The organism is Chromatiales bacterium (assembly GCA_014323925.1).
In the GTDB taxonomy this organism is placed as follows: Bacteria; Pseudomonadota; Gammaproteobacteria; order Poriferisulfidales; family Oxydemutatoraceae; genus SP5GCR1.
In genome coordinates this window covers 82,777-99,336 of record JACONC010000001.1, presented here as the reverse complement: position 1 = coordinate 99,336, position 16,560 = coordinate 82,777, and the positions used below count along the sequence as shown (strand labels likewise).

The 16,560-nt window shown below is 44.8% G+C and carries 12 protein-coding genes; 5 read left to right on the top strand and 7 right to left on the bottom strand.

Annotated features, from left to right (window positions below; all coding sequences use genetic code 11):
• Window positions 1-21: 21 nt before the first annotated feature.
• Window positions 22-1,659 carry a DUF262 domain-containing protein gene (locus GDA45_00455; GenBank protein MBC6413397.1) on the bottom strand — a complete coding sequence of 546 codons (1,638 nt, stop codon included), beginning with the start codon at window positions 1,657-1,659 and terminating at the stop codon, window positions 22-24.
• 159 nt (window positions 1,660-1,818) lie between these two features.
• Between GDA45_00455 and tldD the strand changes: the two genes are divergently transcribed.
• Both tldD and pmbA read left to right on the top strand, forming a co-directional pair.
• Entirely contained in the window at window positions 1,819-3,261 is a 1,443-nt protein-coding gene (gene tldD, locus GDA45_00450) for a metalloprotease TldD (GenBank protein MBC6413396.1), read from the top strand.
• A gap of 20 nt (window positions 3,262-3,281) precedes the next feature.
• Window positions 3,282-4,607 carry a metalloprotease PmbA gene (pmbA, locus tag GDA45_00445; protein MBC6413395.1) on the top strand — a complete coding sequence of 442 codons (1,326 nt, stop codon included), beginning with the start codon at window positions 3,282-3,284 and terminating at the stop codon, window positions 4,605-4,607.
• A gap of 88 nt (window positions 4,608-4,695) precedes the next feature.
• Here the strand turns inward: pmbA and GDA45_00440 are convergent, their stop codons facing one another.
• From GDA45_00440 to GDA45_00425, 4 genes are all read right to left on the bottom strand, one after another.
• Window positions 4,696-5,961 carry an aminotransferase class I/II-fold pyridoxal phosphate-dependent enzyme gene (locus GDA45_00440; GenBank protein MBC6413394.1) on the bottom strand — a complete coding sequence of 422 codons (1,266 nt, stop codon included), beginning with the start codon at window positions 5,959-5,961 and terminating at the stop codon, window positions 4,696-4,698.
• Window positions 5,962-6,071: 110 nt separating this feature from the next.
• Entirely contained in the window at window positions 6,072-9,305 is a 3,234-nt protein-coding gene (carB, locus tag GDA45_00435; GenBank protein MBC6413393.1) for a carbamoyl-phosphate synthase large subunit, read from the bottom strand.
• Window positions 9,305-10,390: a glutamine-hydrolyzing carbamoyl-phosphate synthase small subunit gene (gene carA, locus GDA45_00430; GenBank protein ID MBC6413392.1), complete on the bottom strand. Its 1,086-nt coding sequence runs from the start codon at window positions 10,388-10,390 to the stop codon at window positions 9,305-9,307. Before carA ends, carB begins: the two co-directional genes overlap by 1 nt.
• A gap of 142 nt (window positions 10,391-10,532) precedes the next feature.
• A complete protein-coding gene (locus GDA45_00425) occupies window positions 10,533-11,591 on the bottom strand; it encodes a glycosyltransferase family 25 protein (protein ID MBC6413391.1) in 1,059 nt (352 codons plus the stop codon).
• A 228-nt stretch (window positions 11,592-11,819) separates the two neighbouring features.
• On the opposite strand from GDA45_00425, the gene GDA45_00420 reads away from it, so the two are divergent.
• A complete protein-coding gene (locus GDA45_00420) occupies window positions 11,820-12,686 on the top strand; it encodes a methylenetetrahydrofolate dehydrogenase (protein MBC6413390.1) in 867 nt (288 codons plus the stop codon).
• Between the two features lies 1 nt (window position 12,687).
• Here GDA45_00420 and GDA45_00415 read toward each other — a convergent pair whose 3' ends face one another.
• Entirely contained in the window at window positions 12,688-13,395 is a 708-nt protein-coding gene (locus GDA45_00415; protein MBC6413389.1) for a hypothetical protein, read from the bottom strand.
• Window positions 13,379-14,272 carry a 16S rRNA (cytidine(1402)-2'-O)-methyltransferase gene (rsmI, locus tag GDA45_00410; GenBank protein MBC6413388.1) on the bottom strand — a complete coding sequence of 298 codons (894 nt, stop codon included), beginning with the start codon at window positions 14,270-14,272 and terminating at the stop codon, window positions 13,379-13,381. The genes GDA45_00415 and rsmI overlap by 17 nt, the downstream gene beginning before the upstream one ends.
• A gap of 59 nt (window positions 14,273-14,331) precedes the next feature.
• On the opposite strand from rsmI, the gene GDA45_00405 reads away from it, so the two are divergent.
• Window positions 14,332-16,185, top strand: a complete 1,854-nt coding sequence (locus tag GDA45_00405) for a penicillin-binding protein activator (protein MBC6413387.1) — start codon at window positions 14,332-14,334, stop codon at window positions 16,183-16,185.
• Window positions 16,166-16,534: a YraN family protein gene (locus GDA45_00400; protein ID MBC6413386.1), complete on the top strand. Its 369-nt coding sequence runs from the start codon at window positions 16,166-16,168 to the stop codon at window positions 16,532-16,534. Before GDA45_00405 ends, GDA45_00400 begins: the two co-directional genes overlap by 20 nt.
• Window positions 16,535-16,560: the final 26 nt, after the last annotated feature.

Sequence of the window (16,560 nt, the reverse complement as noted above, 5' to 3'; positions counted from 1 at the left end):
AACTTTACTACGGCTATTTATCTAATCAGAGTCAATTTTAGATTTCAATGCCGCAGATATTAGTTTTGCTCTAGCTTCTAAGAAAGTCTTATAATCATCATTTTCAATTCCAAAACCATTTTGTTTTATGAAGTGAGTCTCCAAAATACTATCTATCTCAGTGTTTTCCTCTTTAAATCCAGCAATATAATTGGACGGCCATTTTGAGCCAATTACATTTTTATTGAGGTCATCGCTAATAAGTGTAATATTCATTAGGCTATTCTCATTGGAAATACCTTTGCTTTTTAAGGCAGCCTTAGGGAAAAAATGATGATCATTTTTACTGTTGGACTGTTGAAGAAATGAATTATCAAGAATCACTTTGCCACTACGATCGAAGTTATGCGGTTCTTTAGATGCCAACAGACAAAGTACCGCTTTGCAATAACTGCTTGATTTATTGAATTGGGTTTCTATGAGTGTCTGTGGAGCTATTCGAATGTTATCTTTGTATCTAATTTCAGGATAATTGTCATGCAAAATTTTTTGAATATCTCTAACATCTTGTGCTAAATTTGTTTGTACAGGACCTGAATAACGACCTGATAAAGCAGCGGACCAAAAATATTGGTCAAGCCATTTTCTTTGTTGATAATTCGGTTGTTGATTTTCGTTTTTGTGAAAAAAGTAAGCAAAAGGTACTAGTAAATAATCATAGGGTAGTATACGAGATACTGGAATTTTATAATATGATTGGAAATCTCCTATGGCACATTTTAGGGCATCTATTACAGCATCCCATTTATCAATAATATCATCCTTTTTCAGCGAATAGATAGTCTTAGCTTTACATTCTGTGCTAGGACTAATTAGCAGAGATAATAAATATAAAATAACCATGTTTGATATTCCGTTGTAATCTTTTAATCCATACTCATTCTCCTTCTTAACTAGCTTATCCCATCTGTCCTGCATATCAAATCCCCGTCCTTCATCGTAAGTTTTTGCTGACATAATTTCAAAAGGTGTTAGCTGTTTACCAGTTGTGTTGATACGATTGAAAACTTCTACAGCTAAGTCAATATCTGCTTGTTTGAGGAATATAATAGAAAATAGATAATTCTCAATTTTTTTTTGGTACTGGGCTATCATACCTATCTCATCGGGACTGACATTCTCCTCTAGTTTTTCAGGTTTAGTAATATCAAATTTTAGAACTTTGTGAAGCGAAATACTTCTCTTTCCTTTGACTCTCTTGGCGGTTACTATCTTTGCATCGCTCGCCAGTGCATCCTTATCAAGATTAACCACGATTTTTTTATAATCAGTTGCTGTTTTTTTGCCAGACTTTGTAATGCTCTTACCTTGATAAACAGCATAAAGCGAAACAATTCGTTGTTGTCCATCTAACACATAATTCACGCTTTTACCTTCCGGTATTTCTGGGAGCGACCAATCACCGATCTTTTTCACCTGATCGAATCTCTCCTTCGGCTCCCAGAGAATGAATGTTCCAATTGGGTATCCTTTTAGGATACTATCCAATAAATCAGCAGTTTTGTCTATGCTCCAAACAAGGTCGCGTTGAAATTTTGGGATTTGAATCTGACCTTCTTTCATCTCGTCAATCAAATCATCATACTTTTTGTGGCCAGGCTCAGCTTTTACAGAAGCCATCTTTAAGTCCTCCTTATATTATTGATGATAAATGTTTTGTGCTTAAAAGTGATTTGTTATAGAGGTTTGCAGTTATAATAACAGATATTAACAGCCACGCAACTTTTGATTTTTTGAATATTTATAACGCACACAGCTAATTTTCCCGAGCCTATCACTATGGAACAAGCACTTGATATCGCAAAACAAGATTTACTCGCCCCAGCCGAAATAGACGAACACCATTTGCAAAAAGTTTTATCCTCATTGATGGTGCCGGGGGTTGACCAAGCAGAGCTCTATTTTCAGCACGGACGCAGAGAGGCATGGTCTTTAGAGGACGGTATCGTTAAAGAAGGCGACTTTAGTCTGGATAGAGGTGTAGGCGTACGAGCAGTCAGCGGTGAGAAGACTGGCTTTGCTTATGCCAACGAAATTGTTATGCCGTCTTTAACCGCAGCGAGTCAAACAGTACGATACATTGCGCGCTCTGGTAATGTCGGTGCACTGCAAAGCTGGAAATCTGACAATATCCAAAAACTCTACGGTTCTGACGACCCGCTGGCGAGTATGCAAGCGCAAGACAAAACTGATTTGCTTTATACGATAGACGCACAGGCTCGACAAGCAGACCCACGCATCAAGCAAGTCATAGCCTCTTTGCTAGCCAGCTACGATGTGGTATTGGTCGTATCATCGGACGGCACTTGGGCTGCTGATATAAGACCGCTAGTGCGTCTTAATGTTGCGGTGGTGGTAGCAGATAAAGATAAAAGAGAATCCGGCTATGCCGGTGCTGGTGGTCGTTTTAGCTACCCAGAATTATTGGCTACACACAAACCTGAGGTCATCGTTGGCGAAGCGGTGAGACTGGCACTGCTCAACTTGGAGGCAGTAGCCGCTCCGGCTGGTGAGATGGTTGTCGTCTTAGGTCCAGGCTGGCCGGGCGTACTATTACACGAAGCAATCGGTCATGGATTAGAAGGAGATTTTTGTCGCAAAGGGACTTCGGCATTTTCAAATCGCATCGGCGAGCGCGTTGCAACCACTGAGGTGACAGTCGTTGACGACGGCACGCTTAGCGGGCGACGTGGCTCTTTGAACATAGACGACGAAGGTACCGCGACACAATGCACCACACTGATAGAAAAAGGCATACTCAAAACTTACATGCAGGATAAAACTAATGCTCGCTTGATGAACACCAAACCGACTGGCAATGGGCGAAGGCAATCGTATGCGCATTTGCCGATGCCGAGAATGACGAACACTTACATGCTCAACGGACAACATAGTGCGGACGAGATTATAGGTTCAGTAGACAAAGGTATCTATGCAGTTAATTTCGGCGGTGGACAGGTAGATATTACTTCCGGTAAATTTGTCTTTTCGGCAAGCGAAGCCTACCGCATAGAAAACGGTCGCGTCGGTGCACCGCTCAAAGGTATCTCGTTGATCGGACACGGGCCTGATATCTTGACTAAGGTCACGATGGTCGGCAATGATACGAAACTAGATGACGGAGTCGGTTCTTGCGGCAAGCACGGACAATTAGTGCCAGTCGGTGTGGGTCAACCGACATTACGCGTAGACGGTATGACAGTCGGAGGAACCGATATTTGAAAGCAGCACACTCCGATTTAATAACAACTAAAACGCCACAACATCTTAAAGAAATAGTAGCCGATATTTTAGAACGAGCACAACGAAGTGGTGCAACTGCAGCAGAAGTTTCGGCATCAACCAGTCAAAACCTATCTGTCGCAGTACGTATGGGAGACATAGATACCCTAGAACACGGTCGCGACCAAGGCCTATGCTTAACCGTTTACTTAGGGAATCGCACCGGCACTGCCGAAGCTAGCGGCTTCGCACCTGCAGATATTGCAAAGCTCGTCACAGAAGCCATCAACATAGCAAAATATACTGGCGAGGATAGCTATGCAGGACTTGCGGACGCAACTGATATGGCTGTTGAGATACCCGATTTACAGCTCTACCATCCGTGGACTATAGATACCGCCGATGCCATTGAACTCGTCGGCGAATGTGAAGCCATTGCTCGCGCCGAGCCTTTGATAGTCAATTCCGAAGGCGCACAGCTATCAACCACCCAGAGCACTTATTGCTATGGCAACACCCACAATTTCAATGCTGCGTATCAAGGCACTCGGCACAGTATCTCGTGTTCGGTGGTCGCAGGACGCAATGGAGCTATGCAACGCGACATGTGGTTTGATAATCGACGCAATGCACAACATTTACAATCAATAGAAGTGATCGGCCGACTTGCAGCGCAACGCGCCATACAGCGACTAGATGCAAGCAAAGTGCATAGCTGCAAAGTCCCAGTGTTGTTTACCCCTGAAACCGCAATCTCACTAATCGGACATTTCACCTCCGCAATCAGCGGCGGAGCATTATATAAAGGGACTTCGTTTTTACCTGATACTCTGAACACCAGAGTATTTCCTGAGTTCGTGCAGCTAGTGGAACAACCACGCCAACCAGGTGGCCTGTACAGTGCGCCTTTCGACGATGAAGGTGTTGCCACCCGAGATCAGGTTATCGTCGCTAACGGTGTCGTTAAAAACTACATATTAGACAGCTACGCAGCGCGTCGCCTAGCCATGCAAACCACCGCTAACGGCGGCGGATTAAGAAATGTAACTGTAGACGGCGGGCATCAAAGTTTTGAAGGATTAGTCAAAGAAATGAACAAAGGCTTAGTCGTCACCGAACTCATCGGCATGGGAGTCAACCAAATCACGGGTGATTATTCAAGGGGAGCCTCAGGCTTTTGGGTAGAAAACGGGAAAATAGATCATCCGGTAGAGGAGATCACCATTGCCGATAACCTGCGCAAAATGTATGCTAATATCGTTGCACTAGGCAACGACACCGACGAACGACACAACATCCGTTGTGGATCTATACTCATCGGTGAAATGGCAATATCGGGAATCTAAATCAAGTTCCCCCAACCCTCACTTTCTATACAAAAAAACACCCTTTCTACACTTACTAACCGATGCAATGTAGAGAATGTGTACGCTTTTATGCGGTTTTAGCAAGGGCTTGTTCTATATCTTCAAGGATGTCGTCTATATGCTCTATGCCTATTGATAATCGCACAAGATCTGCCGACACACCGGCGCGTTTAAGTTCATCGTTAGTGAGTTGACGATGCGTCGTCGTAGCAGGATGACACGCTAATGAGCGAACATCACCGATATTGACAAGGCGCAATATCAGCTGCAGAGCATCAATGAATTTTGCGCCTGCTGCAGATCCGCCTTTAATACCAAAACTCAGGATACCGGAAGCCTTGCCGCTCAAATAGCTATCTACCAATGCTTTATCAGGATGGTCGTCTAAGCCTGCATAATTAACCCATTGCACACCTGCGTGTGATTGTAGATAGCGGGCGACCGCAAGCGCGTTAGCACAATGTCTTTCTACTCGTAGCGGCATAGTTTCCAAACCTTGCAAAAAATAAAAGCTATTCTGCGGAGATAATGCGCCACCCATATTGCGTAGTGGCACAACGCGCGCCCTGGCTATATAAGCGGCTGTACCCATAGTTTCAGTATAACTAACACCGTGATACGACGGATCGGGCTCTATCAGCACCGAATAACGGTCGGCGTGTTCGGTCCACGGGAAGCGTCCCGAATCGACGATGATACCACCGATGCTATTGCCGTGGCCACCGATATACTTAGTCAACGAATGGACGACGATATCAGCTCCGTGTTCAAAAGGACGACACAGACACGGTGTCGGTACTGTGTTGTCAACGACTAAAACAATACCGCACTGATGGCAATTATCAGCCAGTGTCACCAAATCGCAAACATTACCCGCCGGATTGCCTAGCGACTCACAAAAAACCAATTTGGTTTTATCGTCGACCAAATCGGTTATCTTCTCATCCTCAGTAAAGCGGACTTCTATACCCAAGCGCGGCAATGTATGCGCAAATAAATTATAAGTCCCACCGTAGAGCTGGCTGGTAGAAATAATGTTATCGCCGCTACTAGTGATCGTGAGTATCGCATCAGTTATAGCTGCCATACCGGATGAAAGCGCCAACGCCCCGACTCCGCCTTCCATCGCTGCGATCCGTTTTTCCAAAACATCAGTCGTCGGGTTCATAATTCGCGTATAGATATTCCCAACCTCTTTCAAATCAAACAAATCAGCGCCGTGCTGGGTGTCTCTAAATGTATAAGAAGCGGTTTGATAAATTGGTGTGACCGCAGCTCGCGTCGTCGCTTCACATTCGTAGCCACTGTGTACCGCAATAGTTTCCAGTTTCATATCGTGACCTCTTTAGCTAGGCATACTAGATGCCAACCATCCATTGTTATGCCATAAACCTGTTATACGCTGAAACATCCAGCACCATAAGCCCGCATCATAAACCCACATCATAAACTATACACATCGTAGTCTGCGGCTTCCAGTGCTTCTACGATTGCGCAGGCTCCGGCGATTGTAGTAGTGTAGCATACTCTATTTTGTACCGCGCTGCTGCGTATAGTTAGAGAGTCAGTGATCGCTTGTCGGCCTTCGGTGGTGTTAATAACCAAAGAGACTTGTCCTTGCTCTATCAAATCAACGACATTGGGACGTAGCCCTTCAATGACTTTATAGACTGGCCGGCATACTATACCGGCATCAGTGAGCGCGCGCTGCGTGCCGTGGGTTGCTGCCAACTCAAAACCTTTGACTATTAAACTTTGCGCTATTTCCAACACTGCCTTTTTGTCGGCATCACGCACGCTGATCATCACTGTACCACTGCGCGGTAGCTTGTTGCCGGCCGCTAGTTGTGCTTTAGCGTAAGCCTCACCAAAACTTTTACCGCTGCCCATGACCTCTCCAGTGGAACGCATCTCAGGTCCTAAAATAGGATCAACACCGACAAATTTATTAAATGGAAAAACTGCTTCCTTGACCGCAAAACGAAAAGAACTTGGCGCCGACTGCTTGACTACATAAACACCCTCGTCGTTTTCAACAAAGCCTTGCTCTTTCAAATCTATATCCACCATACAACGCGCAGCAATTTTAGCAAGCGGCAAACCTATAGCTTTGGAGACGAACGGCACCGTGCGTGAGGCACGAGGGTTAACTTCTATCACATAAACTGCATCACCCTTTATAGCAAATTGTGCATTCATCAATCCTTTAATATTGAGTGCTAGTGCAATTACTTTCATCTGTCGAGTGAGTTCACTCTGCACAGCAATAGGCAAAGAATAAGGTGGAATGGAACACGCCGAATCACCTGAATGTACCCCAGCTTGTTCTATGTGTTGCATGATGCCACCGACCAACACATTCTGACCATCGCAGATAGCATCTACATCAACTTCTATCGCATCGGATAAAAAGTGGTCGATCAACACCGGCTTGTCCTTAGATACTTGAGTTGCCTCCAACATATAGTGCTTGAGCTCAGCTTCGTCGTATACGATCTTCATTGCACGGCCACCCAATACGAACGAAGGCCTAACTATAATTGGATACCCTATGCGAGCAGCGATATCTAAAGCCTCTGATTCGGTGAGTGCAACACCGCTAGGTGGTTGCTTCAATCCGAGCTGTTGTATTAACTGCTGAAAAAGTTTGCGATCCTCCGCCAAGGCGATGGTATCAGCACTACTCCCGATGATGGGTACCCCTGCATCAGCCAAACTCTGGGTTAAGTTCAAGGGTGTTTGACCACCATACTGCACAACCACGCCCTTCAGATCACCATTGCGACTCTCAGTCTTGATTACCTCCATGACATGCTCAAAATCCAGCGGTTCGAAATAAAGACGGTCGGAAATATCGTAATCGGTTGAAACCGTCTCAGGATTACAGTTGATCATGATCGTCTCGTAGCCGACCTCGCGCAACGCAAACGAAGCATGCACACAACAATAATCAAACTCTATGCCTTGCCCGATACGATTGGGACCGCCGCCCAGTATGATAATTTTTTGCTTAGCACTCGGCTGTGCCTCACATTCTTTATCGTAGCACGAATATAAATAAGCGGTTTTTGTATCAAACTCAGCTGCACAACTATCCACTCGTTTATAACTGGCATTGAGGTTGAAGCTTTGCCGCTGCTCGTAGACTTCGTGCTCACGCACTGCTAGTAACTTCGCAATATGCGCATCAGCAAAACCTTGCTGCTTAAGTTCAAGTAAACATTGGCGATCCGAAATAGACAATGTACCCTCTTTAATTTTTCTTTCAGTGTCAACAATCTCTGCTATCTGATGTAGAAACCACCGGTCTATCGCGGTCAGCGCAAAGATTCGATCTATATTAATATTTGCCCTCAGGGCAGCGGCGATCAAATGTATACGCTCGGAGGTCGCAACCTGTAAACATTGCAAGAGCGCATCAGTATCTGCGTTTTCTTCTTGTAGCGAAGCAAGCCCAGCATACCCCAACTCCAAACTACTCAACGCTTTTTGCAGGGATTCCTTAAATGTCCGACCAATGGCCATCGCTTCGCCGACTGATTTCATCTGCGTGGTAAGATGATTGGAGGCTTGAGGAAACTTATTAAAGTCAAAGCGCGGTATCTTAGTGACCACATAATCTATCGTTGGTTCAAAGGATGCCGGCATTGCATCGCCGGTAATCTCATTCCGTAGTTCGTCCAAACTATAACCAACCGCCAACTTTGCAGCTACCTTAGCAATCGGGAAGCCAGTCGCCTTCGACGCTAGCGCCGAGGAGCGCGACACACGCGGGTTCATTTCTATGACTACCATACAACCGTTTTCGGGATTAACTGCAAACTGCACATTTGCCCCCCCAGTATCCACACCTATCTCACGCAACACCGAAATAGAGGCATTGCGCATCTTTTGATACTCTTTGTCGGTAAGGGTTTGTGCAGGTGCTACCGTGATCGAGTCACCGGTATGCACTCCCATAGGATCGAAGTTCTCGATAGAACAAATGACGATGCAATTATCACTGCAGTCGCGCACCACTTCTATTTCAAATTCCTTCCAACCCAGTAGCGACTCTTCCAACAAAACCTCGCCAATAGGCGACAAAGCTAAACCGCGCTTGACTAAACTTTCAAAGTCTACTTCGTTGTAAGCGATACCTCCACCGCTACCGCCTAAGGTGTATGAAGGTCTAAGCACGATTGGGAAACCCAACTGCTGCATTGCTGTTTGCGCCTGTTGCCAATTCTTGACTATAACCGAGCGCGCACTCTGCAAACCGATCTGTTCCATCGCCTTGCGAAATAACTGACGATCCTCAGCCTTGCGGATAGCATCCGACGAAGCACCAATTAACTGCACACCGAATTTATCCAACACACCTTCACGCTTGAGGTCAATTGCGCAATTCAATGCCGTTTGACCACCCATAGTCGGCAATACGGCATCAGGTTTTTCTTTTTCTATAATTTTTGCAAGTGTGCGCCACTCTATAGGCTCTATATAGATAGTGTCGGCGGTATCAGGGTCGGTCATAATTGTTGCCGGATTAGAGTTGACCAAGATCACACGATAACCCTCTTCGCGCAAAGCCTTGCATGCTTGCACACCAGAATAATCAAACTCGCAAGCCTGACCAATCACTATAGGACCGGCACCAATAATTAGAACATCCGATAAATCGCTGCGCTTAGGCATCAGCTCTCCATTTGGTCAATGAAATCGTCGAACAATGTGCGTGCATCGTGAGGACCGGGACTTGCTTCAGGATGTCCCTGAAAGCTGAATGCCGAGTAAGTCTTGTGGCGTACACCTTGAATGGTGCGATCAAATAACGACAAGTGCGTAACTTCTAGCTGCTTGGGTAAATCAGCAGCATCAATGCAGAAACCGTGATTTTGGCTGGTCAACATCACCCGCTTGCTAGCCATATCAAGCACCGGATGATTTGCTCCGTGGTGTCCGAACTTCATCTTCATTGTCCGTGCACCGCTTGCTAAGCCAAGTAACTGATGCCCCAAGCAGATACCGAATATCGGCAAACCGACCGGCAACAACTGGCGTATCGTTTGTATTGCATAATCGCAAGGCTCGGGATCACCCGGTCCGTTGGACAAAAATATACCGTCAGGTTTATATGCCAATACCACATCTGCGGTCGTCTTCGCCGGCACCACCGTGATGCAACAATCACGCTGCGCTAAGTTTCTTAAAATATTATGCTTGATGCCGAAATCAAACGCGATCACATGCCGCTTGCACACATCAGATACCTGCCACTGATAAGGCTTTACAGTGCTTACCTGCTGAGCCAAATCCTTACCTTTGAGCCCAGAAAAATCAGACAACATCTGCTGCGCATCTGTCACCGAAACCGTATCACTGAACAACACACCGTCCTGCACCCCGTGGCTGCGTAAATGCCTGGTCAAACGACGAGTATCGATGCCCGCTATCGCAACCACCCCCTTATTTGTCAAATAATCGCTTAAACTCTGCTTGTGCCGCCAACTACTTGCCAACGCCGGCAAATCCCGAATAACCAGTGCCGCAGCATATACTTTGTCGGACTCAACATCCTCATCGTTCACACCAGTGTTGCCTATATGTGGATAAGTCAGTGTTACAATCTGCTGCGCATAAGAAGGATCGGTCAGAATCTCCTGATAACCGGTCATCGCAGTATTGAAAACTACCTCGCCGACAGCGATACCACTAGCCCCGATAGAAATGCCGTCAAAACGACTGCCGTCTCTCAACAAAAGGGTGGCAGAATCTGTCATCTTGCTTAATTGCCTAGTAGAAATTTTTAATTAAATTAACGCACAGCAATGCGCGGCAGCTAATAATCACCCCCACACACTAAAATGCGCTTATTATACAGGCTGAACAGAATAATAGAATGTTATGCGGAAGTTAATTATCTCAGGTACCAAAAACTGTAAGCGAATACTTAAGATAGTTGTGTGTCGCAGTTACACACGGCGGGCTAATCACGCGCAGTTTTGCTTGTCCTTCTTGATACAACGGCCAGGGAGCTTCGTCTATCGCCAAAGTTGCAGAAGTGAAAAGTTTTTGCTTCAGTTTAGCTACTGCCGATGGTCTCACCATATAAGCCATAGCCGAGAGAGGGGTATTGAGTGGTTCTATCATACAATGATCGTTCGTTATAGATTCTAATCGATCTTTCTTGCACGGCACACCCAGTTGCATAACAGTATGAAGCCACAGATGATGATACTCATGATAATCGAGCGTATCAACCAGACCCCGTCGCTTGGGATTCATCGTCGCGAAATCAATAATATAGCGGAGAATAGCCAGTGCTACTTGCTTTCTATATTTAGAGCGAAACTCTTTTATTATTTTTAATATATATTTTGATTGTTGTGAATATAACCGATTGTCAAACCCGTATAGCATCACAGCTTGTTTATCTACATCCCCATGATTCCTAAGCCAACACTTTATGAGCGATGAAAGCATCGCCTTCTTAGTATGCGGACGAAAGTGTCGTCCTGGTCTGTAAGTAGATAATTTTAGTATCAGACCAACTTCGTTGGAAACCGGCTGTTGAGCCAGCTGTAGTATATCCCACGATAGTTTGGGAGCCACTTTTAATACTTCAGGAAAAGTCGGCAATAAATTAGCATCATCTTCTAATATACATATTTCGGAATAACCCTTCTTTAGCATCAAGTTGTAAATTTTCAGATGACTTAGCACAATGGCTAATTGTCCCTTATGTTCTCCGGTCGCAGAACCCATCAAGGCATATTTGTTCTCCAGTAATGCCTCATCAATTTCTAATGACTCGGCGATCTGGGAACGATATGCCCTAGACTCTAACTGGTATCTGTCAATCTCGTCTACGCAGGCAAAGTGATATTGCAATCCAAGAGCATCGAGTTGTCTTTTGATATAAAGCCGACGCTCAGGCGTACGGCTTAAGCTAATTACATAAATAGGAACATGGTTATTCATAAAAACAAACGCTAAGATAAGGCAGAGAGTCGTCTTGACGATTTAATATTCTTGACGGCTAACGCAAGATTTTGATAAAACATTTTATAGTAAAACTTTTTAATAACGAATGCTTTTTTATTCATCAGGTTGTCGTGCTAAGCAAGACTACTTGAATTGGCATAATCGACTAAGATAATTTTATTTATATCGGTTATCGTCTAAAATAGGCACTTTGGCATTTCCGATATGAAAAAAATACTAATTTATTTAGATACTGACAAGGTGGCTAGTGCTTTTGATGCGATAGTTGCCTACGATGCTGGTGTTGATAATGTGATTTCTTATGCCGATATCAATGTCAACAACTGTGCTTCTATAGTCGAAGGTGCTATCTACACGCGTCCCCCTAAGCATAAGCGCAACACTGCAATAATGATCGGCGGACACGACTTGGACGCCGGCGAGGCTCTGAAACAAGCCATACAAGCACAATTCTTCAGCGGATTTCGCGTCTCTATCATGCTTGATAGCTGCGGTTGCAACACAACGGCTGCAGCTGGTATCGCACTGCTAACCGCTCACCATACGCTATCGGGTAAGACCGCAACAGTACTTGCCGGAACTGGTCCGGTAGGACAACGCGCCGCCATCTTGCTTGCTCAAGCCGGCGCTAAACAGGTACGCTTAACCTCACGCAAACGAGTGCGCGCCGAACAAGCCTGTGCACTGGCGGAGAAGGAATACCATGTTGAACTACAGCCTTACGAATGTAGTGACTCTGAAAGTATCGACGCCGCCCTTGATGACGCGCAAATCGTATTTTGTGCAGGTAAAACTGGTGTGCAGTTACTCAATGGTGAACAATGGAATAATCATCGCACTTTAGAAGCTCTGGTGGATGTCAATACACAGCCGCCGTTAGGCATAGAAGGCATACAAATGACCGACCTTAATGTCCGATATCACAACCGCCACGCGGTATTTGGTGGGCTTGCGGTCGGCGCATTAAAACTTAAATTACAACGGGCTTGCATCGCTGCGTTGTTTGAACACAACGAACTGGTCTTGGATGCTGAGCAGATCTATCAGCGGGCAACTGCGCTTTTGAAATAAATCAGCGACGACTTTTTAACTCTTGCTCGATGCGTTCAAGTTCCTTCTCGAGGTGGCGTATGGTGTTCAACTCTCCGATATCTTCGCTAGCTTTTTCGACTTCGGCATAAGCAAGGTTAAGTCGCTTCACATACGCTCCTATAGTAGTCTGCTCGTCTTCCATATCGGCGTGCAAATGCTCGTACAAGTCGGTTTGCTCTTGCATGGATGCCATCATAGATAAATACGCCATACCGGCACGAAAATCGTAGGATCTATAGTCGTCCAGTGTTTTAAGTTGCCCTTGGTATTTACTGTCTAATTTTTCAAAAGTCTGCGCATAACGAAGCAACGATTCACTAAAAGGCGGCTTGATGCTGTAATCCTCAATCAAAATCGGAATAATTTCTATGATACGTAGCCGTTCGCGATCATAAGCGATGAGCTTATCCATCAGATACTGATCATCCTTATGCGTTTCTACAACGATGTCATTCAAATCTTCGATTTTCGCAGTATATTCGTCTCTCAGTCCAAGTAACTGCTTGAGCGGCATCTCAGATAGTTGTTCAGATCTACTATAGCCCGGCATTTGCTTATCAATAATCGGATGCGGCTGTGATTGCTCGGCAAAAACTTGTAAATGCATTAAAAATAGTATCAAAAATAAAGGCCCGTAGAGCGGTCGTTGAGTATTACTAAAAAACTTGAAACTATAATATTTTGTCATTATGTTTAGCATCTTGTGTCTCCGAACTGTTGCGGTTGTGAGATTTAGTACGATAAAAATACTTACGTGGCATACCGCTCAATTTCGCGATAACCGCCGCTGCCTTGCTAGGTGATAGATACTCAGATAACAATTGCACTAAATCGTCGGTGTTTATCGTCACTTCATCGGTTGCGATTGCATCGCAATCTCCGATTAGTATAACAAACTCTCCCTTGGTGTGCTTTGCTGAGGCGAGTAGCCAAGCCTGAATATCGAGCAGATTACCGCGAACCATGCGCTCGTGAATTTTAGTAAGTTCTTTAGCCAAGCAAGTGGTGCGCTGTTGTCCAAATATTTCGATCATATCAGTAATTGTAGCAGTAATTCGATGCGGTGCTTCAAAAAAAACCAGCGTTCGCTTATCCCTCTTTAAATATTGCAGTCGTTTGATGCGTGCAACACGAGTGGCTGGCAGAAAACCTTCAAAAACAAAACGGCTACCGTCAAACCCAGCAGCCGATAATGCCGTGGCAACTGCATTAGCACCTGGAATAGGTACCACCGTAATTCTCTCGTTATGGCAAGCGGTTACGAGCAAACGTCCGGCATCACTCAGCAACGGGGTGCCGGCATCGCTTATCAATGCAAACCGTTGCCCTTGCTTTAATTTTTCAATCAGCGGCGTGCATCGCTTCGCTTCGTTATGCGCATGCAAACTCGTCTTAGGTGTAGTGAGTCTATAATGCTTCAATAATACCGAACTAGTGCGGGTATCCTCGCACAATATACAATCTACTTTGCGTAAAACTTCAACCGCTCGATGACTAAAATCGGCCAAATTACCTATAGGCGTTGCAACTATATACAATACACCTTCGCTATCTACAGCTTTCATATATAGTAGAATAGCAGGAATTAAAAGAAATAAACCCTTTATTTTCTAGGTATACAAGGATGCGATATGAAAAACACGCCATCATTATTCTAATAGTCTTTTTACTCAGTGGTTGCGCCGGTATGCAGCTACACGGTCTAAATCCTCTCGACGAGATCAAGTTAAACTATGCGTATATGCGAGCGAATAACCTAGCCGAGCAAGCACTTTATTTACAAGCCTCAGAAGTGCTATGGAGTTCTGCCGCAAGCATACCGTCACCGCAAAAAGAAATAATGCAAATAGAAAGTGCTCGCATGCTCATCAAAGGTCAGTACTTATTAAACGCTCATAAACAACTCATCACTATAGACGAACAAGCACTGGAACCGGCAGCTGTACTCGACAAAAGAATCTTATCGGCAGTTTTTTATAAACAAATTAAGCAACCTGAGAAAATTCTTGCCCTATTGCCTGAAACATTGATAAACGAAGGTGACGATGCGCTCAAAAAAGAAGCATTGATGTTACGCGCCGATGGCTTGAAGGATACACAAAGATATATAGAGAGCTTAACTACGCGCATCGCAATTAAAGAATTTCTCAACGAAGATGAATACGCCAAGAATACCGATAAAATCTGGCAAGCTGTAATTGCTATAGACCCCTTTAACGCTCGCCAACGACTAGCCGATGGAACCGGTAGCCGTGAACTTAGAGCGTGGTTAGAGTTAGCACAGATAGCTACACCTGTGCAGATAGATACCACTCAACTTGAGCAAGATTATCAAAACTGGATTGACAAGTATGACTTTTTAGAAGTGCCCGATTACGCATATGAAGAACTGCTTGGGCGATGGGCATACTTTGATTTTAATCCCGAAAAAATTGCCCTAATCTTACCGCTCACTGGTGAATACGCAAATATCGGCAGAATTATCAAAGAAGGCTTTTTCGCTGCGCAGGAGGAGTCGCAAAACACATCGCCGACCCTATCACTGAAGAAAATGGAAATCAATCTGTATGACTCCAACCAAAACCTAGGTATCGTCGAGCTTTACCAACAAGCAACTCAGAAGGGTGTCGATATGGTGGTTGGTCCGCTACTTAAAAATAAGGTAGATGAATTACTCAATTATAGCCCGTTGACTACCCCTATTATTACGCTCAACTATGCAACCGATGCAACCAAAACTATACAAGGTGATATTTTTCAATTCGGTCTTTACCCGGAAGACGAAGCCGAACAAATCGCCGAAAAGCTACTCGATAAAGAATACAACTCGGTCGTCATTATGGCACCTGACAATGAGTGGGGCGGGCGTATGGTACAGGGATTTTCTGAAACTTACTACCAACTGCGCGGCACCATAAAGGAAGTTTATTATTACGATACCGAATTCGACGATTACGCCTCCAGTGTGCAATCGCTATTTCATCTGGAGCGTAGCATACAACGACACGCCGAGATTGAGCGAGTAGTAGGAAAAAAACTCGAATTTAAGCCGCGTATCCGCGATGATATTCACGCTGCGGTGCTATTTGCCAACTACCAAAATGCGACGCTCATTTATCCTCTGATGAAGTTTTATTACGCCGACGAACTTCCGGTTTATGCATCATCGCATGCTTACGAACCCGGACAAGAGAAATTACTGCGTGAACTCGACGGCTTAGTCTATAACGATATTCCTTTTATCATCGATCAGGTGCGTTATCCAAATAGCAAGAACATCAAAGAATTTCCTCGTCTATACGCGCTGGGCAAAGATGCTTATCGATTGATTAATACGATCCGACGAATCGCGATTAGCAATACCGAACTAAAAGGTGCGACCGGCTACCTGTCAGTAGATGAAAACCGTCGCTTACATAGACGTCTAGACTGGGCAAAATTCAACAAAGGTAAGCCTGTTGAACTGGTTCAAGAATAATAAACGTAGTTCTAACAGCGGACGGCATTTTGAAGAACTCGCACTCAAGTACCTAAAGCAACGCGGACTCAAACTGCTTAGCCGTAATTATGCATCCACATACGGTGAAATCGACCTTGTTATGCAAGATAAAGACACACTCGTGTTCGTAGAAGTGCGCCACCGCAAACACGATAATTACGGCACTGCTATAGAGAGTGTTGATTATCAAAAACAAACGCGCATCGCAAATACTGCGGAAAAGTATTTACAAACTCATCCGTGGAGCGGTCCGTGTCGCTTTGATATCGTCGCAATCCAAGGAAAAGCAAAGCCACAATGGCTGGTCGGAGCATTTGATAGCCCCTAGAAGTTTCGTGCAAAAGATAACAGCAA

Bases quoted from the DNA above. Each gene is read 5' to 3' on its own strand.
- GDA45_00455 (MBC6413397.1), bottom strand. From the start codon at position 1,659: ATGGCTTCTGTAAAAGCTGAGCCTGGCCACAAAAAGTATGATGATTTG.
- tldD (MBC6413396.1), top strand. From the start codon at position 1,819: ATGGAACAAGCACTTGATATCGCAAAACAAGATTTACTCGCCCCAGCC.
- GDA45_00440 (MBC6413394.1), bottom strand. From the start codon at position 5,961: ATGAAACTGGAAACTATTGCGGTACACAGTGGCTACGAATGTGAAGCG.
- carB (MBC6413393.1), bottom strand. From the start codon at position 9,305: ATGCCTAAGCGCAGCGATTTATCGGATGTTCTAATTATTGGTGCCGGT.
- carA (MBC6413392.1), bottom strand. From the start codon at position 10,390: ATGACAGATTCTGCCACCCTTTTGTTGAGAGACGGCAGTCGTTTTGAC.
- GDA45_00425 (MBC6413391.1), bottom strand. From the start codon at position 11,591: ATGAATAACCATGTTCCTATTTATGTAATTAGCTTAAGCCGTACGCCT.
- GDA45_00420 (MBC6413390.1), top strand. From the start codon at position 11,820: ATGAAAAAAATACTAATTTATTTAGATACTGACAAGGTGGCTAGTGCT.
- GDA45_00415 (MBC6413389.1), bottom strand. From the start codon at position 13,395: ATGACAAAATATTATAGTTTCAAGTTTTTTAGTAATACTCAACGACCG.
- rsmI (MBC6413388.1), bottom strand. From the start codon at position 14,272: ATGAAAGCTGTAGATAGCGAAGGTGTATTGTATATAGTTGCAACGCCT.
- GDA45_00405 (MBC6413387.1), top strand. From the start codon at position 14,332: ATGCGATATGAAAAACACGCCATCATTATTCTAATAGTCTTTTTACTC.